Raw genomic sequence first — 19,301 nt, forward strand, 5'->3', positions numbered from 1 at the left:
GCCGATCGATCCGCACGAGAGGTCCCCCGGTCGGCGTGCCGATTCGACCGGGCGCCGCAGGGAGCAGACAATGAATCGGTGCCCGACCTGCAGCTCTCCTTCCCCTGGGAGACGCAGCCCGTTTTCACGGACGCCGAGCCCCCGCATCTCCGGAGGGTCGTCGCCGACTCCTCGGACCGCATCGCCTGGCTCCGCGCCCGCTCGCGCGGCATCACCGCCACCGACGTCGCCCGCCTCTCCTCCCCCGCCGCCATCGGCAAGGCCGCGCTCGACAAGCTCTACGGCACCGGATTCGGCGGCAACGCCTTCACCGAGCACGGCCGCGCCCGCGAACCCGAGATCGCGGCCTGGGTGCGCAGCGAGCACGCGATCGAACCGAGCAGCACCCTCTTCCACGCCAGCCAGGAGCGACGCCACCTCGCGACCCCCGACGGCATCGGCCTGCGCGACGACGGCCGGCTGGAACTCTGCGAGATCAAGACCACGACGAAGCCGTGGCGCAGCATTCCGCGCCACTACCTGCGGCAGGTGTTCTGGCAGCAGTACGTGCTCGGGGCCGAGCGCACACTCGTCGTCTGGGAGCAGCACCGCGACTTCGTGCCGATCGAGGGCGAGCCGAACGCCCGCTGGGTCGACCGCGACGAGGACGAGATCCACATGCTGGTGCGCCTGGCCGGGATGCTGATGGCCGAGCTGCACGAGCGGACGCGCGCGCGGTGACGGTCCTCCTCCTGCACGGCCTGGGCGGCGACCGCTCTCAGCCGCTGGGGCTGCTGCGCTCGGCCCTACCCGCCGGGAGCGAGGTCATCGCGCCGGACATCCGCGCCCACGGCGCGTCCGACCTCCTCGGCGCGGCCGGCGACTTCGCCCTCGAGACGCTGGCCGACGAGGTGACCGAGGAGGTCGTGCGGGCCGGAGCCGCGCACAAGCCGCTCACAGTGCTCGGCATCTCGATGGGCGCCGCGATCGCCCTGCGCCTGGCCGTGCGCCGGGTGCTGCCGATCGACCGCGCCGTCTTCGTGCGCCCCGCGTTCACGTCCGAGCCGCTGCCCGAGAACCTCACGGTGTTCCCCGTCATCGCGCAACTGCTGCACGACCACGGCGCGAAGCGCGGCGAGCGGATGTTCCGCGCATCGGGCCTGTTCGCGCGTGCCGCCGCGGTGTCCCCCGCGTCCGCGGAGGCGCTGACGCAGCAGTTCCGCTCGCCGCAGGCCGCGGAGCGCGCGGTCCGCCTCGCCGAGATCCCGCGGAACGCCGCCTACCGAGACTCCGCGGAGCTGGGCGAGGTGATTGCGCGCACCCTGGTCATTGCGGCCGACCGCGACCCCGTCCATCCGGTCGAGGTCGCGCAGGCATGGGCTAGAGGTCTTCCGGACGCGAACTGCGAGCGGGTGCCGTCGCGCGATGCGGGCCTCGCAGCCCAGCAGGACCGGATCCGCGGGCACGTGCGCGACTGGCTCGCTCGACGCTGACGTCCTCGAGAGCGAGCACCAGGCCGACGGACGCGAGCCACAGCACCGCGATCGCCGTCGCCACGAACTCGAGCGTCCCACCCAGCCGCAGCCAGACACGCAGCAGCGACAGAATCCCGCCCGTCCCGGCGACGACCGCCACTGAGATCCCGGCCGCGAGCGAGAGCCGCGCGAGCACCGGGCGCCCCCGCACCGTCGCCAGCTGGAGCATCGCCGCGCACGCCGCCGCGAAGCCGAGCACCGCCGCAGAAGTGTGGACCAGATCCTGCCAGCGGAACGCGGGGCCGACCGGGAGCGGGCAGCCGGCCGTGCAGGTCACCTGCGAGGCGAGCGCGAAGCAGGCAGCGGCCAGGAGGATCGCACCGGCCGGGCGGAGGGCGGGCAGCAGCCGTGCGCGCACCGGCCACGCTCCCGCACCGATCAGCGCGCCGCCCGCCGCGACGAGCAGCAGGGCGGCCTCGAAGGCTCCGGCCGTCGGCAGATCCGGTGCGCCCATCTCGCTGACGTAGACCCAGCGGCTGGTGCCGATGCTGATCCGTGCCGCCAGGAGGACCGCGAGTCCCGCCAGAACCAGGAGCGCGCCGCCGAGGAGGAGGGAACGTCGGCGTCGCATTCCCTCATCGTGCCAGATCGGGCGCCGCGTCCCCGCTCGGCAATCTTCTCCTGAGGGTGACACCCCCGTAACAGCACCGACTCATTGCCTCGGTTGACTGGTCACGGCGTCGGATGCGGGGAATCGGGGGCGCCGTCCTCGGCCCTGCTCCACCCGTACGCCTCAGTGACACGGAAGGCGACGATGCACACCAGCGCGCTCGGACACGGTCTTGCGATCGGCGAGATCCCGGAGGAGGAGGTCCTCCCCGACTCGATGACGGCAGCGGTGATCGACGCGCCGGGCGACGCGTCCGCTCTGCACCTCGCGACTGTGTCGACCCCCTCCGCCATCAACGCGGAGTTCCTCGTGAAGGTGGTCGCTGCCGGCGTGAATCCTCTCGACGCGAAGACACGGGCCGGGCAGGGGGTCGCCGCTCAGATCGCCTCCTATCCGGCCGTGCTCGGGCACGACTTCTCCGGCGTCGTCGTCGCGAGCCCCTACCCGGCGCATCCGCTGCGGCCGGGCGACGAGGTGTACGGCTTCGTGATGGTGCCCCGTTACTCCGGCTCCTACGCCGAGTACGTCAGCGTGCCCAGCGTCTCGCTCGCGCGGAAGCCGTCCACGCTCTCGCACGTCGAGGCGGCCGGTGTCCCGCTCGCCGCCCTCACCGCGTGGGGGATGGTGGTCGAGCTCGCGAAGGCGCACGAGGGTCAGCGGATCCTGATCCACGCCGGCTCCGGCGGTGTCGGCCACTTCGCCGTGCAGTTCGCCGCGTACTTCGGCGCCTCAGTGATCGCGACGGGATCCACTCGCAACGTGCACTGGCTGAGCGAACTCGGCGCCGCGCAGGTGATCGACCATACGACCGAGCGCTTCGACGAACTGCTGTCCGGAGTCGACGTGGTGATCGACCTCGTCGGCAATGTGCACGACGACACCGGCTCTCGTTCGCTGACGGTCCTGCGGCCCGGGGGCCTGATCGTGAACGCGCCGACCGGAAGCTGGCCCGGGTTCTTCGAGGAATCAGCGGAGGCGGGAGTGCGCGCCTCCACCTACCGCGTCGCGCCCGATGGAGCGACCCTCGGCGTGGTGTCCCGGCTGCTGGAGTCGGGGGACGTGCGGGTCTTCATCGACCGCGTCTTCCCGCTCGCCCGCGCCTGCGAGGCGCACGAGCAACTCGAGACAGGGCACACCCGCGGCAAGATCGTCCTCACCGTCTCCGAGTGCTGACCGCCCGTCCTCCCCGCCGCGAGATGCCACTTCGGTACGCCCCGCCCGGCGTGCCGCGTCCCTCAGCGGCATCTCGCGGAGTGGGGAGGGGGCGCTCGAGGACGTCGTCGTCCTCGAGGCGGTCGCCGACGAGGAAGCGCTTGCGGCCGACGACATCGAAGCCGTGCTTCGCGTAGAAGCGCTGGGCGCGGGCGTTCTCCTCGTTGACGCCGAGCCACACGCCCGCGGCCCCGTGCGCCTGCGCCTCCTCGAGGCTCGCGGCCATCAGGGCGGCCGCCGCTCCGGAGCCGTGCCTGCCGGGGAGGAGATAGAACTTGCTGAGCTCGACGGTGGGACGCAGCCGGATCGCCGCGACGACGTCGGCGTCGGTGGGCTCCCCGCGCACCAGCATCGCGTAACCGGTCAGCGCGCCGGACTCGTCGTCGACAAGAAGTGAGCGGAGCGGGTCCGCGAGGTGGTCGCGGAAGCGCTCGACCGAGAGGACCGTGCGCACGAACTCGGCCTTCGCCTCCTCGGTGGTGTGGGGCGGGCAGGCCAGCGGGAACGTCGCCGCGGCCAGCTCGGCTAGGGCGGCGGCGTCGGCGGGAGAAGCCCGGCGGACGGTCACGGGCGGCGTGGCGGAGCGGAGCGGCGGATCACGGGTCCAGTATGCCGGGACGACGAAGGAGGGGGCCCGCCGAAGCGGACCCCCTCCTCACGTGAGCGCGTGCGCTCGGCTCAGGCCAGGACGTTGACGTCCAGCGGGATGCCGGGGCCGAAGGTCGTCGAGACGGCGGCCTTCTGGATGTAGCGGCCCTTCGAGGAGGACGGCTTCAGGCGAAGGATCTCGTCGAGAGCCGTCGTGAAGTTCTCCTGGAGCTGCTCCTCAGTGAACGCGGCCTTGCCCACGACGAGGTGCACGTTAGCGTGCTTGTCGACGCGGAACTCGATCTTTCCGCCCTTGATCTCGGTTACGGCCCGGGCCACGTCCGGGGTCACGGTGCCGGTCTTGGGGTTGGGCATGAGGCCGCGGGGGCCGAGCACCTTTCCGAGACGACCGACCTGGCCCATGAGCTCCGGGGTTGAGACGGCGGAGTCGAAGGAGGTGTATCCGCCCGCGACCTTCTCGATGAGCTCGGCGCCACCGACCTCGTCGGCACCGGCGGCCAGCGCGGCCTCGGCGGCCGGGCCGGTCGCGAACACGATGACGCGGGCGGTCTTGCCCGTGCCGTGCGGCAGGATGACCGTGCCGCGGACCATCTGGTCGGCCTTGCGCGGGTCGACACCGAGCTTGAGGGCGACCTCGACGGTGCTGTTGAACTTGGCGGAACCGGTCTCGCGGGCGAGCGCGACAGCTTCGTCGGGGCTGTAGAACTTGCCCTCTTCGAGCTTGGCCGCGGCGGCCCGGTAGGCCTTCGACTTCTGTGCCATGTTGTTTCTCCTTGAAACGAGAATGTGGTTCTAGAGCCTGGCGGGCTCTCCCACGGGGGTGATGGAGTTCTGGTGGTGTGCTGCGATCCCATCGAGGGGTCGCCGTCACGACTCACGGTCTGCCGCTGCGGAGGCGCGCTTATAAGCGCGCGGCTGCCGCCGTGGAGTAGCGCGATGCGCTACTCGACCGTGATGCCCATCGAGCGGGCGGTGCCGGCGATGATCTTGGCCGCTGCCTCGATGTCGTTGGCGTTCAGGTCGACCTGCTTCGCCTCGGCGATCTCGCGGACCTGGGCCTGGGTGAGCTTCGCGACCTTCACGGTGTGCGGGGTCGAGGAACCCTTGGCGACGCCGGCTGCCTTCTTGATGAGCTCCGCCGCGGGCGGGGTCTTCAGCACGAAGGTGAACGAGCGGTCCTCGTAGACGGTGATCTCCACGGGGATGACGTTGCCGCGCTGCGACTCGGTCTGCGCGTTGTACGCCTTGCAGAACTCCATGATGTTGACGCCGTGCTGACCGAGCGCCGGACCGATCGGGGGCGCGGGGTTCGCCGCGCCGGCCTTGATCTGGAGCTTGATCAGGCCGGTGACCTTCTTCTTGGGGGCCATTCTGATTCCTTTTCTCAGGGTTCGAGCAGTCGGGGGCTCCCGACCGCTCTCCCGCGCATCCGACGGTGCCGGATCGCGGTGGAGGAGGGTCGTCCGGCGCACGCACTGATGGGGCGCCGACACGAAAACCCGTCCGAGCTTACACCAGCCCGTCCGTCGCCGAGCGTCCCCTCCGCAGGGACCCGTCCGATGTGCAGGGAGGTGTGCGATCTGCAGGAGATCTCGACCATCGGCGGATGGCTCAGTGGAGGAGAGCGCTCCCCCGCGAGAATCCCCGGCACATCGAACAAGGGTTACCACGGAGACCCACGGCTACCGCATCGACCCACGGCGACCGCGCGCGGAACGGTGAAAGCCCCCTCCGTCACTGCGGAGGGGGCGTTCACCCGGCGTGCGGGCAGAGCGTCAGAGCTTGGTGACCTGGTCGAACGACAGCTCGACCGGGGTCTCGCGCTCGAACAGCGAGACGAGCACGGTGAGCTTGCCGCTCTCGGGCTTGATCTCGCTGATCGATCCGGGAAGACCCGCGAACGAGCCCTCCTTGATGGTGATGGTCTCGCCGATCTCGAAATCGACCTCGGCCGGAAGCACGCGCTGCGCCTGCTTCTGGCCCTTGGCGCCGGTGCTCTTCGAGGGGGCGACATCCTTGATCTCCACGAGGCTCTTCAGCATCGTGAACGCCTCCTCGAAGCGCAGCGGGGTCGGATTGTGGGCATTGCCCACGAAGCCGGTCACGCCGGGAGTGTGGCGAACGACCGACCACGAGTCCTCGTTGAGGTCCATACGCACCAGCACATAGCCGGGGATGCGCACGCGGGTGACCATCTTCCGCTGGCCGTTCTTGATCTCGACCACGTCCTCCATCGGGACCTGGACCTCGAAGATGTAATCCTCAGCCTCGAGCGAGACCTTCCGGTTCTCGATGTTGGACTTCACGCGCTTCTCGAAGCCGGCGTAAGAGTGGATGACGTACCACTTGCCCGGCTTGCCGCGCAGTTCGGTGCGGAAGGCCTCGTACGGGTCGATGTCTGCCAGGTCTTCACCTGCGGACTCGGCGTCCTCGGCAGCAACCTCGGCCTCGTCCTCGACCGCCTCGAGGGCCGCTTCGGCCTCCTCGACGGTATCGATGTGCGAGGCCTCGTCGACGGCGGAGTCCGCCTCGGGGTCCTCAACCGGGCCGATCGCATCCAGCGCTGCCTCAAGATCGGAGGCGAGGTCGGCCTCGGACTCGTTCTCGTCGACGATGCTCAGCGCACCCTGCTCGGCGGGCTCGACGGCGTCCTCGGCCTGCGACTGCGTGTCGCCCTCCTGCTCCTCCTCGACCTCGGACGACTGCTCGGCAGCCGTCGCCCAGTCGACGTCGTCGCGGTTTCTGTCAGACACTCGTCACAACTCTCTCTCGATCGATCGGTCGCACCTCTCGGGCGCGTCCCGCTGTCGCCGGCACCCTCCGCTCGCGCGGCCCGGATGCTCTCGGGTCAGGCGGCGGGTGTGCCGAACACGTAAGTCACGGCCAGGGCGAACACCCAGTCGAGGAAGGACACCAGCGCCATCATGATGACCACGAAAATCAGCACGACCACGACGTAGTTGCCCAGCTCCTTGCGGGTGGGCGTCACGACCTTCTTCAGCTCGGCGATGACCTGCCGAATGAAGAGGGCGATGCGCGCGAACGGATTGCGCCGCGCTGCTCGCTGCTGATTCGCGATCGCGACGACGTCCTCGCTCGGCTCGTCGACTGCTTTCCCGGCCACCTGCACGCACCTTTCCCGCACCGGAACCTCCGGTGTGGCCGGCCGCCCGTCATGAGCGGCCCTGGACCGATGACCGCAACGTCGCGGGGACCGCGTGCGACGGGCATCGATGTGCAGGGCGGACAGGGCTCGAACCTGCAACCTGCGGTTTTGGAGACCGCTGCTCTACCAATTGAGCCACCGCCCTATGGATGCCGTTGCGAGCATCCGAGGAGGAGACCGACCCGCCGCCCGACCCGCCGCGACCCTCGAGGGCGCTGCGGATGGAGGCAGAGATCGACTACCTCGGATGAGTGTACGTGGACCCGCAAGGCGTGTCCAGCCGAGCCGCGGGGCGCCTCTAGGGCTCGTGCGCGCGCAGGATACGCTGGCCGTCGTGTCCTCCACCACGCGCATTTCCACCCGCATCTCCGCCATCGCCGAGTCCGCCACCCTGAAGGTCGACGCTAAAGCGAAGGCCCTCCAGGCCCAGGGCCGCCCGGTCGTGTCCTACGCCGCAGGCGAGCCCGACTTCCTCACTCCCGAGCACATCGTCGAGGCCGCCTCGGCCGCCGTGCTCGACCCGCGGAACTATCGCTACACGCCCGCCGCGGGGCTCCCGGACCTCCGCGAAGCCATCGCTGAGAAGACGGCGCGCGACTCCGGATGGGCCGTCGACCCGTCGCAGGTGGTGGTCACCAATGGCGGCAAGCAGGCCGTCTATCAGGCGTTTCAGACCCTCCTTGACGACGGCGACGAGGTCCTGGTGCCCGCCCCCTACTGGACCACCTACCCCGAGGCGATCAAGCTCGCCGGCGGCGTGCAGGTGGACGTGTTCGCGGGCGCCGACCAGGGCTACCTCGTGACGGTCGAGCAGCTGGAGGCCGCGCGCACCGAGCGCACGAAGGTCCTCCTGTTCGTGTCCCCCGCCAACCCGACCGGAGCCGTCTCTTCGGCCGAGCAGACCCGGGAGATCGGCGAATGGGCCGAGGCGCACGGCCTCTGGATCATCGCCGACGAGATCTACCAGAACCTCGTCTACGCGACCGGCGACCAGGACGACGCGAGCCCACTCGAGCGCGCGACCTCGATCGTCGAGGCGGTGCCGGCTCTGCGCGACCGCACGATCCTGGTGAACGGAGTCGCGAAGACCTACGCGATGACGGGCTGGCGCGTCGGATGGATGGTCGGCCCGGCCGACGCGATCAAGGGCGCCGCGAACCTGCAATCGCACCTCTCGAGCAACGTCTCGAACATCTCCCAGCGCGCGGCCATCGCCGCCCTCACCGGGCCACAGGAGCCGGCCGAGGAGATGCGCCTCGCCTTCGACCGCCGCCGACGCACCATCGTCGCCGAACTGAACGCCATCGACGGCATCGACTGCCCCACCCCCGGCGGCGCGTTCTATGTCTACCCCGACGTGAACGGACTGCTGAACCGCACCTGGAACGGCACCACGCCCACGACCTCCCTTGAGCTCGCCGACCTCATCCTCGAGCAGGCCGAGGTCGCCACCGTCCCCGGCGAAGCCTTCGGACCGAGCGGCTACCTCCGCCTGTCCTACGCCCTCGGCGACGACGCGCTCCTCGAGGGCGTGCACAGGCTGCAGAAGCTGTTTCGTACCGATTAGCCGATCTCCTCCCGCGTCGTCGATCGGCCGCGGTCGGCCGAACGCTCCTCTGACAGGTGACGGGGGCCTGGCATCTCGGGGCGGAGAGGGCAAGAAGGGGGCGGAAATCGGGGATCACTGTCGCCGGAGGGGTGCGACAGGGCACGCTGTGGAGATGAGCGAAGACCACGCCGTCCGAGTCCGCGATCTGCGGAAGGACTACGGCGGCGCCCCAGCGGTCGCGGGAGTCTCTTTCGACATCCACCGCGGCGAGACCTTCGCTCTGCTCGGTCCGAACGGCGCCGGCAAGTCGACGACGATCGAGATCCTCGAGGGCTATCGCGACCGCTCGGGCGGCGAGGTCTCGGTACTCGGCGTCGATCCGCACCACGGCGATCTCGCGTGGAAGGCGCGGCTGGGCATCGTCCTCCAGTCCAGCGGCGAGTCGGGCAACGCGACGGTTCGCGAGCAGATCGCCCACTTCGCGAGCCTCTACCCGCGGCCGCGCGATGTCGACGCGACCATCGAGGCGGTCGGGCTGACGGCGAAGGCGCGCTCGCGCATCGGACGCCTCTCGGGGGGTCAGCGCCGTCGCGTGGACGTCGCCCTCGGCATCATCGGCCGCCCCGAACTGGTGTTCCTGGACGAGCCGACCACCGGCTTCGACCCCGAGGCACGCCACTCCTTCTGGGACCTCATCGCCCTGCTCAAGAGCGAGGGCACAACGATCCTGCTGACCACGCACTACCTCGACGAGGCGGCCCGCCTGGGCGATCGTGCCGCCGTGATCTCCGGCGGGCGCCTGCTGGCTCTTGGGCCGATGAGCGCGATCGGAGGGGACGAGGCGCGCATCCCGATCGTGCAGTGGCAGGAGAACGGGGTGCTCCAGCGTGTGCGCACAACGGAGCCGGCACGAACAGTTGCCGAGCTGCACACGCGGATCGGGGAGCCGGCGGCCCTCGAGGTCCTCCGCCCCAGCCTGGAGGACATCTACCTCGACCTCATCCGCGAAGACCGTGACGCGGTCGACCTGATCGGAGAGCCCGCGTGAGCGCCGTCGCCACCCGCCCCCGCACGCTCCCGACCGGACCTGGGCGCACGATCCGCCTCGGACTCGCGCGAGCCCGCTACGAGGTCCGCTCCTACTTCCGCGCCCCGGACCAGGTCTTCTTCACCTTCCTCTTCCCCGTGCTGCTCCTGACGATCTTCTCGGTGGCATTCGGCGACAACGCGGTGATGCAGGCGAATCCGCAGGATCCAGGCATCCCGATGGCCGAGTACTACGTGCCGGGACTCGCGGCTGCCGGGATCCTGCTCTCGGGAGTGCAGAACCTCGGAGTCGACATCGCGGTGGAGCGCAGCGACGGCACCCTCAAGCGCCTCGCCGGAGCACCTCTGCCGGTGTTCAGCTACTTCCTCGGCAAGTTCGGCCAGGTCCTCGTCACGAGCCTCGCGCAGACGGTGCTGCTCCTCGTCGTCGCTGCGACCGTCTTCGGTCGAGCTGCCCACTGATGGTGGACGCTGGGCAACCTTCGCCTGGGTTTATCTGGCCGGAGTCGCAACGTCCGCGATCCTGGGCATCGCCGTTTCGGCCCTGCCGCGCTCCGGCAAGAGCGCGACGGCCGTGATCGTGCCGCCGCTGCTCGTGCTGCAGTTCATTTCGGGGTCGTACCTGTCGTTCACGACGTTGCCCGACTGGCTGCAGAACACCGCGAGCGTCTTCCCGCTGAAGTGGATCGCTCAGGGCATGCGTGCCGTGTTCCTGCCGAGCGGATTCGAGGAGGCGGAGGTGAACGGTTCCTGGGATCTCGGGGGCGTCGCCCTGGTGCTCGGGATCTGGCTCGTGGTCGGACTGATCGCCTGCCGCTTCGGCTTCCGCTGGATCCGCCGCGACAGCTGAGGCCGCGGGACGCCGCACGGCTCAGACGGAGGTGCCCACGACCACGGGCTCGGGGTGCAGCAGCACGCCGAACTCGGCGAGGACCCGGCCCTGCACATAACGGGCGAGCTCCGCGATCTGCTCGGCTGTCGCTCCGCCCCGATTAGTCAGCGCAAGTGTGTGCTTGCTCGACACGGCGGCGCGCGAGCCGGGCAGGGCGAATCCGCGGGAGACGCCGGCGTGCTCGATCAGCCACGCGGCGCTGAGCTTGACGAGCCCGCTGGCACGGGGAGGCACGGGGAGGCCGACGGGCGCTCCCGCCTCGACCGCCGCGAGCGGGGTGATGACGGGGGCTTGCGCCGTCGGCTCGACCGGCCAGCGTGGCGCCGTGAGCGGTAGGCCGTCCGCGAACGCACTCGTGACGAGGGGGTTGGTGAAGAAGGAGCCGGCACTCGTGGTGTCCGGATCGTCAGGATCGAGCACCATGCCCTTGCCCGCCCGCAACGCGAGAACCGTCTCGCGGACGCGCGCGAGCGGCACCCGCGCACCGAGCGGGACTCCGAGCGCCGACGCCAGCTGCCCGTACGCGACCGGGGTACCGTCGCCGGCGGCGCCGACCTCCTGGAGCGCGAACTCGACCGCCAGCACCGCGCCTCGACGGCCCTGCTTGATCGCCGAGGTGCGGTAGGCGAACTGCAGCTCCTCCGCCGTCAGGCGCACCGGCTCGCGGGCGCCCTCGTCGAGGAAGTCCACGGCGACCAGGGTGTCGGAGAGTTCCTGGCCGTACGCGCCGATGTTCTGCACCGGCGACGCTCCGACCGTGCCGGGGATGCCGCTGAGAGCCTCCATGCCCGCCCAACCGCGCTCGACGGTCGTCGCGACGAGACCGTCCCACGACTCGCCCGCCTGCACCCGCACGAGCACGCGCCCCGGCTCCTCCGAGGGGAGCCGCTCGATCCCGCTGGTGCGCACGCGCACGACCGTACCCTCGACTCCGTCGTCGCCGACGAGGAGGTTGGAGCCGCCGCCCAGCAGCAGCCACGGCTCGTCGCCGGACCACAGGGCCACGAGAGTGTCGATCAGCTCGTGCTCGGTGGTCGGCTCGACCAGGCGTCCGGCGGGGCCGCCGACGCGGAGGGTGGTGAGGGCGGAGAGGTGCGGCGCGGAGCTCACGCGAGTCGGACCCGCGCCTGGGCCTTGCCGAGAACGGACTGGCCCTCGACCGAGACGGTGAGGTCGACGCGGGCCCAGCCCTCCTCGGCGTTCAGGACGCCGACCTTGGCGACGACGTCGATCGCGACGCCCTCTCGGGGATCGACCACGACGGGGCGGGTGAAGCGCACCTGATAGTCGAGAACACGTCCGGGGTCGCCGACCCAGTCGACGACGACCTGCACCGCTGTCCCCATCGTGAGCATGCCGTGCGCGAGGACGCCCGGCAGGCCCACCTCGGCGGCGACGTCGTCGCGGTAGTGGATGGGGTTGAAGTCACCCGAGGCGCCGGCGTAACGCACCAGCGTGCCGCGGTCGATCGGGAAGCGGCCCTCGGCGACGATCTCGCCGACGCTCACTCCGTCGAGGGTGGGGAGCGCTGTGCTCATTCGTCACCCCTGACCACGAGGGTGGAGATCGCGGTGACGACGTGCTCGCCGCCCGCGTCGACCATCCGCGATTCGGTGGTCACCATCGAGTGCGCTCCGAGCGTCTTGATGCTCGCGACCGAGAGGGTCGCCGTCAGCTCATCGCCCGCGACAACGGGCCGGGAGAGGGTGAATCGCTGATCGCCGTGGACCACGCGGCGGAAGTCGATCCCGCCGTCGGGCTCGGCGAGCAGCTGGGCGAGCGTGTACTCCTGCACGACGACGGCGAAGGTGGGCGGAGCGACGAGGTCGGGGTGCCCGGCGGCGCGGGCGGCCTCGACGTCGTGGTGCAGGCGGGAGGTCGCGGAGACGGCGCGGGCGAACTCCCGCACCTTCTCCCGCCCCACCTGATAGGGCTCCGTGGGCGCGAAGACGCGCCCAACGAGTTCGGGGTTCACTGGCACCCGGCCATACTAGGCGCTGCCGTCGCGGTGCCCCCCGCGGCCCCGGAGACGGCCCTGGGGCCGCCCTGAGACCACCCTGAGACGGCCCCGAGAGGCATTCGAGTATGGCCACCGCCAATTTCCCACCCGAGTATGGCTGACCGATGGCCGAACTTCTTCGAAGCTGGCGGACATGTCGACACCCACACCAGAGCGCGACTGGGCGACGTACGCCCGCGAGCTCGGCACCAACATGCACCGGGCCCGCATCGCCAAGGGTGCCAGCCAGGAGAAGATCGCCCACGCGGCGGGGCTCGCGGGCTACACCTACCAAAAGTTCGAGAAGGGCGAGTCGAAGCCGGGGTCACCCGCGAATCCGACACTGCACACGCTGCTCGCCCTCTGCGAGGCACTGGAGGTCGACCTGATGGATCTCCTGCCACCCGACCCGCCGCGCTCCTCACAGAGCCTCGAGTAGCCGCAGCACCGCGCCGGCCAGTCTCGCCCCCGCGCTGAGGTCGAGGTCGACCTCGCCGATTCCGTCGGCCTCGAGGCGGAGCCGGTCCTCGCCGGACGCCCCGGGGCGGCACAGCGACAGGTGCACCGTCCCGGCCGCGGCCCCACCTCCGCCCGCCCAGAGCACCACGGGGAGCGAGCGCGCCACCGAGCGGTGCAGCCGCTCCCCCACCGCGACCATCTCGTCGTGCTCGCCCGCGCACCAGCGCGGGCACCCCTGGTCGTTCCTGCCGTCCATCCGTTCCTCCACGTTCCGCACCCCTTGGTCGAGGAGACCAGCCCACCAGGCGGTACCGACATCGAGGTCCCGCCAACCCCCGATCACGCCCGGGGTGTGGACAGGAGACGGTCCAGCGCACGCTGTGGAGGAGCGATGACAGGATCCCACACCAAAATGGTGCCTCTCGGATTTCGGCGCGAACCGTCGTCGGGGCCTCAGCGGTGCCCGATCACCCAGGTCGCGATCGCGGTCGTCGCGCCCGCGGCGACCACGCCGTGCGCCCGCTCGCTACGGCGCGCTGAAGCGGGGGAACCTGCTCGGACTCCCGATCCGCTTCCTCTTTTCTTCTCGCTGCTCACCGTTATCACCGCCGCAGCGCCCGTCCCGGTGTTCGGCGAGCTGATCACCGACCCGATCGAGACCGTCGAGCGGATCGACACCCGGCTCGCCGTACTCCTGGGCGGGCTGACCTTCATCATCGCCACCCTCGGCATCCGCGGCGCGCTGATCGCCTACCTCGACGAGGACCTCGAGCACGACAGCGGCGGCTCGACCGTCTGATCCGTTTCCAACGCAGGAAGAATCCGCTCGCACCGCCCGGTTCTCGCCGACCCGGGCACCCTCGACGAAATCCTTCCTTCGTTCTGAACAGGAACCGAGGAATCACCCTGCGCATCGCCCAAGCGGCCGTGACGTGGCCTCGCTCGTCGGCCTCCCCGCGAGCGGACCTGAGCGGTCAAGCGGGTCCGAGCGGTGGAGCGGGTCCGGGGGTTCGGGCCGATTCGAGCCGACCTGCGAGGATCGGGGGATGAGCGTCCTCCGCGATCTCGGCCTCGGTGCCCGCCTCTTCCTGCGCGGATTCCGCACCTGGGTCCGCTCACCGCGGGCGATGCTCCTCGGCGCGATTCCGCCGCTGATCGTCGGGCTGCTCTTCGTCGGCGTGCTGCTGCTGGTGCTCACACGGGTGCAGGACACGGTGATCGCGCTCACCCCGTTCGCCGACGGCTGGGAGGAGGCGACGGCGTCCACCGTCCGCCTGCTGCTCTCGATCGCGGTGGTGGGCGCGGTCATCGCCCTCGGGGTGGTCCTGTTCGCTGCGGTGACTCTGCTGGTCGGTGATCCCTTCTACGAGCGGATCTGGCGTCGGGTCGAGGACGACCTCGGCGGGGTACCCGACGAGCACGAGAGCGGCTTCTGGCAGGGGATCGGCCGCGCGCTGCGCGACTCCGCCGTGCTGGTGGCCACTTCGCTCGGGATCGGCGTGGTGCTGGTGCTGCTCGGCCTGGTGCCGGTCGTGGGCTCAATCGTCGGCCTGGTCGCCGGCGCCCTGGTCGGCGGGCGGGCGCTCGCGCTCGAGCTCACCGGGTTCGCGGGCGACGCCCGGGGCCTCTCCCTCGCAGAGCGTCGGCGCCTCCTCCGCGAGCACCGTGCCGTCGCGCTGGGATTTGGCATCGCCGTGTACCTGGCTTTCCTCATCCCCGGAGGCGCGGTCATCGCCACTCCTGCCGCGACGGCCGGCGCGACCCTCCTGCTCCGGACCCTGCGGGGCGAGACGACCGAGCGGCCGGCCGCCTGACACCGCTTGGCCGCCGCCCGGCCGTCCCCTAGACTCCCTGCGTGCACACGTCGATCCGAAGCCCCAGGTGGCCCGCCTTCTAGGCGGACCGACGCGCAGACCCCCTCGCACGCGACCGCCTCCTCCGGGCGGTCGTTCTGCTTGTCAGGGCCCGGGTGGGGCACGACCCGATTCAAGGACCACGATGACCTCGCTCCTCTCCCGCATCCTCGCCTCCGACGGCTCCCTGCCGTTCGCGGTCGTCCTCCGCCAGGGCCGCGACGCCGTCGACGTATTCACCGGTGATGTGCTCGACGTCGAGGGCCTGGCCGACATCCCGCTCGACGGCGACGACGTGCTGACCCTGGTGCCGTATCGGCAGGTACGCGAGCGCGGCTTCGCGGCGAAGGACGACGGAGCACCGCTGCGCAACCTCGTGGTGCGCGAGCGCGAGAGCGTGCCGCTCGCGGACGTGTTGCGCCTGCTGCCCGAGCGGGAGATTCCGGTGCAGGAGCGGGGCTTCGACGTACCGGACGACGAGTACGCCGACATCGTCCGGCGGGTGATCGAGCACGAGATCGGACGTGGCGAGGGTGCCAACTTCGTGATCAGCCGCGCCTTCGTCGCACAGACCGACGCTCCCCCGATCGAGGCCGTGCTGGCGTGGTTCCGCCGCCTGCTCACCGACGAGTCGGGCGCGTACTGGACCTTCGCGATCCACACTCCCGGTGTCGACGGCGCGCAGACGGTCACCGCCGTGGGTGCAACGCCCGAGCGCCATGTCTCGGTGCGGGACGGCGTCGCCATGATGAACCCGATCAGCGGCACCTTCCGCCACCCCGCCGCAGGGCCCACCGGGGAGGAGGTGCTCGCGTTCCTCGCCGATGTGAAGGAGAGCGAGGAGCTCTTCATGGTGGTGGACGAGGAGATGAAGATGATGAGCGCGGTCTGCCCGGAGGGCGGCCGCATCCTCGGCCCGTTCCTCAAGCAGATGTCGCGGCTCAGCCACACCGAATACCTGCTCGAGGGTCGGACCGGTCTCGACGTGCGGGAGGTGCTGCGGTTGACGATGTTCGCGCCCACCGTCACCGGCTCGCCGATGGAGAACGCCTGCGCCGTGATTGCCGAGTACGAGAAGGAGCCGCGCGGCTACTACTCCGGCGTGCTCGCCCTCTTCGAACCGGAGGAGCACGGCTACACGGTCGATGCGCCCATCCTGATCCGCACCGCCTATCTCCGCCCCGACGGCCGCCTCACCGTGCCCGCCGGTGCCACCCTGGTGCGCCACTCCACTCCCGAGGGCGAGGTCTCCGAGACGCGCGCGAAGGCGTCCGGCGTGCTGTCCGCCCTGGGCCTGCTGCCGCACCGCGACGTGCCGCCGGCGATCGACCTGAACGCGCAGCCGGGCGTGCAGGAGGCGCTCGAGGCGCGCAACGAGCGGCTCGCCTCGTTCTGGCTGCGGCCGCAGGCGCCCGAGCACATCGCCGGTCTCACCGGGCACACCGCGCTGATCGTCGACAACGAGGACCAGTTCACGACGATGCTCGCCCACCAGCTGCGCCACCTCGGGATGGAGGCCCGAGTCGAGCGCTGGTCGGAGGTCACCGACGTGCTGAGCGACGACCTCGTCGTCTTCGGCCCCGGCCCCGGCGATCCGCGTGACGACTCCGAACCGCGGATCGCGCACCTGCGCGAGTTGATGACCGCGCGCCTCGACGCGAAGCGGCCGATGCTCGCCGTCTGCCTCAGCCACCAGATGCTGTCGCTCCTGGCCGGGCTCCCGGTCGAGCCGCTGCCCGCGCCCCGGCAGGGCGTGCGGCTGGCGGTGGACGTGTTCGGCGAGGACGCGGCGATCGGCTACTACAACACCTTCTCCTCCATCGCCCCCGGCGTCGCGCGCACGCCCCGGTTGGGGCTCGAGGTCTCGGTCGATCCCGAGACGGGCGTCGTGAACGCTCTGCGCGGCGAGCACGTCGCCTCGGTGCAGGGGCACCTGGAGTCGGTGCTCTCCTCTGACGGCCTGCGCACCCTGGAGCGGCTGGTCCGCACCGCAACGGCGCAGCCCGCCCGCGCATGAGCGAGGTGCGACTGATCGCGTCCCCGGCCTACTCGGACGAGCTGCAGGTGGCGGTGGCGGCCAGTGTGCGCGCGGCGGCGGAGGCGGCGCGCGGCTGGTTCGGCCGCGGCGACAAGCTGGCGGCGGACGCGGCCTCGGTGGCGGCGATGCGCGCAGTACTGGCCGAGGCGCCGTTCGACGGGGTCGTGGTGATCGGCGAGGGCGAGAAGGACGAGGCGCCGATGCTGGCGAACGGCGAGCGCCTCGGCCGCGCCGCCGCTCCCTCCTGTGACGTGGCCGTGGATCCGCTCGACGGCACCCGGCTCACGGCGGAGGGACTGCCCGGCTCCGTGAGCGTGATCGCGCTCGCCCCGCGCGGCACGATGTTCAACCCGCGCGACGTGTTCTACATGGACAAGCTGGTCTGCTCGCACGCTGGGCGGGGCGCTGTTTCGCTCGACCTCGCACCGGCCGAGAACTGCGCACGCCTGGCAGCGGCACTCGGGAAGCGGGTGACCGAGCTGGTCGTCGTCGTGCTCGACAAGCCGCGGCACGCCGGGCTGATCGCTGCGCTGCGCGGAGCCGGAGTCGCGCTCGAGCTGCGCGGCGAGGGTGACGTGTCGGTCGCGATCGAGGCGGCGGATCCCGCAGGACGCGTCGACCTCGTCCTCGGCATCGGCGGTACTCCGGAGGGAGTGGTCGCCGCGTGCGCCGTCCGCGCCCTCGGCGGCGTAATGGAGGGGCGCCTCGCCCCGCAGACCGCGGCCGAGCGCTCGAACGCCCTGGCCGCGGGCCACGACCTCGACCGCCTGCTGACGCTCGAGGACCTGGTCGCCTCCGACGACGTGCTCTTCGCGAGCGACGCGGTCTGAGCCTTTCCTCGGTCTGAGCCTTTCCTCGGTCTGAGCCTTTCCCCGGTGTTTGCGAAACGTTTCGCAGACCGCCGAGGCGCGGTCGCGGACCCTGGCGGCTCCCTCGGGGGTCCGCGACGGCGGATGCCCCGGTCGGGGGCATGAGGAAGCGCTCGTGCGCCGATCCGGCGCGCTCACCGGATGCCGGACTCGTCGTCGAGACCGGGATCGCCGGTCATCCACGGATCAACGGTCGGCCCGCACGGCGGTCGTCAGGCGCCCGCGTGCGGCCGGAAGTGCAGTCGTGAGACCGATCCTCCTGGCAGCAGGCGCGGCGGCAGCAGCTCGACGACCCGGTTCTCGTCCTGCACCCGGTCCTGGCTCAGCCGGCGCCCGAGGAGCTGCGCGGCGTGCGCGGCGATCGCCCGCGTGGGCTGCTCGATGATCGTCAGCCGGGGGATCGTCGTCTGAGCGACGTCGACCAGGTCGAACCCGATGACGGAGATGTCGTCGCCGAGCCGCAGCCCCGACTCGTTGATCGCAATCAGAGCGCCGAGCGTCAGCTCGGAGTTCGAGCAGAACAGGGCCGTCGGACGCGGGCGGGCCGTCAGAAGCCGCACCGCGGACGAGTGACCCGTCTCCACCGAGAGAGGACCCTCGGTGACGGCCACTGAGACGGCGTCGCCGGCCGCTCCCACGGTCTCGGTCTCGGCGATGAAGCCGTCGGCGCGCAGACGCATCGTCGAGACGGAGCGGTCGCCGCCGATGAGCCCGAGGCGTCGATGGCCGTGATCGAGGAGGTGGCGGGCAGCGATCGCGCCGGCGCGATGGTTGTCCAGGAACACGCCGTCGGCGTCGAGCCGCGCCTCCCAGTCGATCATGACGACCGGGATCCTCCTGGTGGCCTCCTCGAGAGGCTCCACGTCGTGTGCGGACGGGACGGCGATGATTCCGTCGACCATTCGACTGAGCAACAGCCCCACCGCATCGTCCTCGGCGCGAGGACTGGACGCGACGATCACGCTCATGCCCTCGCTCCGCAGCGCTTCCTCCACTCCGGCGATGATGTGCAGGTGGAACTCATTGTCCAGCGCCGGTAGGAGGACACCGACGATACGGGACCGCTGACGGCGCAGGCCCGCGGCGAACGCGTTCGGGCGGAAGTCCAGAGCCTCGACCGAGGCCTGGATCGCCGTCCGATTGGCCTCCCGCAGGGTCCCGCCATTGAAGTACTTCGAGATCGTTGCCAGCGAGAGGCCGGTCTCGCGTTGGATGTCCTTGTAGCTCGCCATGGCGAACCACCTCCTCCGGAGACTTCCGATCCGTTGCGGATCCTGTGCAGTGCGCCCGCGGTCGCTGACGTCGGGATCTCGAACAGGATCCCACGAGCAGTCACGGGTCCGCGCGTCCTGTGCCGCGGCTGTCGCTTGACGACCCCGCAGGACCGGCCTAACATCGCTTCAACCAAAGCGTAACGTTTCGTTCTGCGATGCGCGGGTTGAGTCGGACTCCTCTGGTCAGCAGAGGGAGTCGGGTCGCCGCGG

The 19,301-nt window shown here is 70.7% G+C and carries 21 protein-coding genes, 1 tRNA gene and 1 pseudogene; 11 read left to right on the forward strand and 12 right to left on the reverse strand.

Annotated elements, in window-relative coordinates; genetic code table 11:
• Positions 1-87: 87 nt before the first annotated feature.
• Together A6122_RS17020 and A6122_RS17025 are read left to right on the forward strand one after the other, a co-directional pair.
• Positions 88-720: a YqaJ viral recombinase family protein gene (locus tag A6122_RS17020; protein WP_068257596.1), complete on the forward strand. Its 633-nt coding sequence runs from the start codon at positions 88-90 to the stop codon at positions 718-720.
• On the forward strand, positions 717-1,472 hold the full coding sequence (locus tag A6122_RS17025; protein ID WP_068255245.1) for an alpha/beta fold hydrolase: 756 nt from the start codon (positions 717-719) through the stop codon (positions 1,470-1,472). The genes A6122_RS17020 and A6122_RS17025 overlap by 4 nt, the downstream gene beginning before the upstream one ends.
• Here A6122_RS17025 and A6122_RS11980 read toward each other — a convergent pair.
• A complete protein-coding gene (locus A6122_RS11980; protein WP_068255247.1) occupies positions 1,360-2,085 on the reverse strand; it encodes a DUF998 domain-containing protein in 726 nt (241 codons plus the stop codon). The genes A6122_RS17025 and A6122_RS11980 overlap by 113 nt on opposite strands.
• A gap of 255 nt (positions 2,086-2,340) precedes the next feature.
• Here A6122_RS11980 and A6122_RS11985 point away from each other — a divergent pair, with 255 nt between their 5' ends.
• A complete protein-coding gene (locus A6122_RS11985) occupies positions 2,341-3,297 on the forward strand; it encodes an NADP-dependent oxidoreductase (RefSeq protein ID WP_068257599.1) in 957 nt (318 codons plus the stop codon).
• Here A6122_RS11985 and A6122_RS11990 read toward each other — a convergent pair.
• The 6 genes from A6122_RS11990 to A6122_RS12015 all read right to left on the reverse strand — a co-directional run bounded on the left by A6122_RS11990 (position 3,278) and on the right by A6122_RS12015 (position 7,256).
• Positions 3,278-3,904, reverse strand: a complete 627-nt coding sequence (locus A6122_RS11990) for a GNAT family N-acetyltransferase (RefSeq protein WP_068255248.1) — start codon at positions 3,902-3,904, stop codon at positions 3,278-3,280. The genes A6122_RS11985 and A6122_RS11990 overlap by 20 nt on opposite strands.
• A 110-nt stretch (positions 3,905-4,014) precedes the next feature.
• Positions 4,015-4,707: a 50S ribosomal protein L1 gene (rplA, locus tag A6122_RS11995; protein ID WP_068255251.1), complete on the reverse strand. Its 693-nt coding sequence runs from the start codon at positions 4,705-4,707 to the stop codon at positions 4,015-4,017.
• A gap of 179 nt (positions 4,708-4,886) precedes the next feature.
• Positions 4,887-5,315, reverse strand: coding sequence for a 50S ribosomal protein L11 (gene rplK / locus A6122_RS12000; protein WP_068255254.1), 429 nt, complete (start codon positions 5,313-5,315; stop codon positions 4,887-4,889).
• Positions 5,316-5,720: 405 nt separating this feature from the next.
• Positions 5,721-6,698, reverse strand: coding sequence for a transcription termination/antitermination protein NusG (gene nusG / locus A6122_RS12005; protein ID WP_068255257.1), 978 nt, complete (start codon positions 6,696-6,698; stop codon positions 5,721-5,723).
• Between the two features lie 95 nt (positions 6,699-6,793).
• Complete coding sequence (secE, locus tag A6122_RS12010; RefSeq protein WP_068208793.1) at positions 6,794-7,069, reverse strand: preprotein translocase subunit SecE; 276 nt, start codon at positions 7,067-7,069, stop codon at positions 6,794-6,796.
• 114 nt (positions 7,070-7,183) lie between these two features.
• Positions 7,184-7,256, reverse strand: a tRNA-Trp gene (locus A6122_RS12015).
• Positions 7,257-7,445: 189 nt separating this feature from the next.
• Between A6122_RS12015 and A6122_RS12020 the strand changes: the two genes are divergently transcribed.
• From A6122_RS12020 to A6122_RS17750, 3 genes and pseudogenes are all read left to right on the forward strand, one after another.
• A complete protein-coding gene (locus A6122_RS12020; protein WP_167542385.1) occupies positions 7,446-8,678 on the forward strand; it encodes a pyridoxal phosphate-dependent aminotransferase in 1,233 nt (410 codons plus the stop codon).
• Between the two features lie 154 nt (positions 8,679-8,832).
• Positions 8,833-9,708, forward strand: coding sequence for an ABC transporter ATP-binding protein (locus A6122_RS12025; RefSeq protein ID WP_068257602.1), 876 nt, complete (start codon positions 8,833-8,835; stop codon positions 9,706-9,708).
• A pseudogene (locus tag A6122_RS17750) lies at positions 9,705-10,557 on the forward strand (ABC transporter permease). The gene A6122_RS12025 and the pseudogene A6122_RS17750 overlap by 4 nt, the downstream one beginning before the upstream one ends.
• A 21-nt stretch (positions 10,558-10,578) precedes the next feature.
• Here the strand turns inward: A6122_RS17750 and A6122_RS12035 are convergent.
• From A6122_RS12035 to A6122_RS12045, 3 genes are read right to left on the reverse strand one after another with little or no spacing between them, the layout of a single operon-like run.
• On the reverse strand, positions 10,579-11,709 hold the full coding sequence (locus A6122_RS12035; RefSeq protein WP_068255268.1) for a UDP-N-acetylmuramate dehydrogenase: 1,131 nt from the start codon (positions 11,707-11,709) through the stop codon (positions 10,579-10,581).
• On the reverse strand, positions 11,706-12,137 hold the full coding sequence (locus tag A6122_RS12040) for a MaoC/PaaZ C-terminal domain-containing protein (protein WP_068255269.1): 432 nt from the start codon (positions 12,135-12,137) through the stop codon (positions 11,706-11,708). Before A6122_RS12040 ends, A6122_RS12035 begins: the two co-directional genes overlap by 4 nt.
• Positions 12,134-12,580 (reverse strand): FAS1-like dehydratase domain-containing protein, encoded by a 447-nt coding sequence (locus tag A6122_RS12045; protein WP_084416024.1) that lies wholly within the window; start codon positions 12,578-12,580, stop codon positions 12,134-12,136. The genes A6122_RS12040 and A6122_RS12045 overlap by 4 nt, the downstream gene beginning before the upstream one ends.
• A 172-nt stretch (positions 12,581-12,752) precedes the next feature.
• On the opposite strand from A6122_RS12045, the gene A6122_RS12050 reads away from it, so the two are divergent.
• Positions 12,753-13,037 carry a helix-turn-helix domain-containing protein gene (locus tag A6122_RS12050; protein ID WP_068255270.1) on the forward strand — a complete coding sequence of 95 codons (285 nt, stop codon included), beginning with the start codon at positions 12,753-12,755 and terminating at the stop codon, positions 13,035-13,037.
• Here A6122_RS12050 and A6122_RS12055 read toward each other — a convergent pair.
• Positions 13,020-13,313: a DUF6907 domain-containing protein gene (locus A6122_RS12055; protein ID WP_146076684.1), complete on the reverse strand. Its 294-nt coding sequence runs from the start codon at positions 13,311-13,313 to the stop codon at positions 13,020-13,022. The two genes, A6122_RS12050 and A6122_RS12055, sit on opposite strands and share 18 nt — an antisense overlap.
• 135 nt (positions 13,314-13,448) lie before the next feature.
• Between A6122_RS12055 and A6122_RS17375 the strand changes: the two genes are divergently transcribed.
• The 4 genes from A6122_RS17375 (at position 13,449) to A6122_RS12075 (ending at position 17,778) form a co-directional block, all read left to right on the forward strand.
• Positions 13,449-13,856 carry a hypothetical protein gene (locus tag A6122_RS17375; protein ID WP_237358184.1) on the forward strand — a complete coding sequence of 136 codons (408 nt, stop codon included), beginning with the start codon at positions 13,449-13,451 and terminating at the stop codon, positions 13,854-13,856.
• Positions 13,857-14,103: 247 nt separating this feature from the next.
• Positions 14,104-14,871 (forward strand): EI24 domain-containing protein, encoded by a 768-nt coding sequence (locus tag A6122_RS12065; RefSeq protein ID WP_068255279.1) that lies wholly within the window; start codon positions 14,104-14,106, stop codon positions 14,869-14,871.
• Positions 14,872-15,055: 184 nt separating this feature from the next.
• Complete coding sequence (locus A6122_RS12070) at positions 15,056-16,927, forward strand: anthranilate synthase family protein (protein ID WP_068255282.1); 1,872 nt, start codon at positions 15,056-15,058, stop codon at positions 16,925-16,927.
• Positions 16,924-17,778: a fructose-bisphosphatase class II family protein gene (locus tag A6122_RS12075; protein WP_084416025.1), complete on the forward strand. Its 855-nt coding sequence runs from the start codon at positions 16,924-16,926 to the stop codon at positions 17,776-17,778. The genes A6122_RS12070 and A6122_RS12075 overlap by 4 nt, the downstream gene beginning before the upstream one ends.
• A 251-nt stretch (positions 17,779-18,029) precedes the next feature.
• Here the strand turns inward: A6122_RS12075 and A6122_RS12080 are convergent, their stop codons facing one another.
• Positions 18,030-19,049: a LacI family DNA-binding transcriptional regulator gene (locus tag A6122_RS12080; RefSeq protein WP_068255287.1), complete on the reverse strand. Its 1,020-nt coding sequence runs from the start codon at positions 19,047-19,049 to the stop codon at positions 18,030-18,032.
• Positions 19,050-19,301 lie beyond the last annotated feature (252 nt).

The organism is Rathayibacter tritici (assembly GCF_001641005.1).
In the GTDB taxonomy this organism is placed as follows: Bacteria; Actinomycetota; Actinomycetes; order Actinomycetales; family Microbacteriaceae; genus Rathayibacter; species Rathayibacter tritici.

Bases quoted from the DNA above. Each gene is read 5' to 3' on its own strand.
- A6122_RS11980 (WP_068255247.1), bottom strand. From the start codon at position 2,085: ATGCGACGCCGACGTTCCCTCCTCCTCGGCGGCGCGCTCCTGGTTCTG.
- A6122_RS11985 (WP_068257599.1), top strand. From the start codon at position 2,341: ATGACGGCAGCGGTGATCGACGCGCCGGGCGACGCGTCCGCTCTGCAC.
- rplA (WP_068255251.1), bottom strand. From the start codon at position 4,707: ATGGCACAGAAGTCGAAGGCCTACCGGGCCGCCGCGGCCAAGCTCGAA.
- rplK (WP_068255254.1), bottom strand. From the start codon at position 5,315: ATGGCCCCCAAGAAGAAGGTCACCGGCCTGATCAAGCTCCAGATCAAG.
- A6122_RS12025 (WP_068257602.1), top strand. From the start codon at position 8,833: ATGAGCGAAGACCACGCCGTCCGAGTCCGCGATCTGCGGAAGGACTAC.
- A6122_RS12040 (WP_068255269.1), bottom strand. From the start codon at position 12,137: ATGAGCACAGCGCTCCCCACCCTCGACGGAGTGAGCGTCGGCGAGATC.
- A6122_RS12050 (WP_068255270.1), top strand. From the start codon at position 12,753: ATGTCGACACCCACACCAGAGCGCGACTGGGCGACGTACGCCCGCGAG.
- A6122_RS12055 (WP_146076684.1), bottom strand. From the start codon at position 13,313: ATGGACGGCAGGAACGACCAGGGGTGCCCGCGCTGGTGCGCGGGCGAG.
- A6122_RS17375 (WP_237358184.1), top strand. From the start codon at position 13,449: ATGACAGGATCCCACACCAAAATGGTGCCTCTCGGATTTCGGCGCGAA.
- A6122_RS12065 (WP_068255279.1), top strand. From the start codon at position 14,104: ATGAGCGTCCTCCGCGATCTCGGCCTCGGTGCCCGCCTCTTCCTGCGC.
- A6122_RS12070 (WP_068255282.1), top strand. From the start codon at position 15,056: ATGACCTCGCTCCTCTCCCGCATCCTCGCCTCCGACGGCTCCCTGCCG.
- A6122_RS12075 (WP_084416025.1), top strand. From the start codon at position 16,924: ATGAGCGAGGTGCGACTGATCGCGTCCCCGGCCTACTCGGACGAGCTG.
- A6122_RS12080 (WP_068255287.1), bottom strand. From the start codon at position 19,049: ATGGCGAGCTACAAGGACATCCAACGCGAGACCGGCCTCTCGCTGGCA.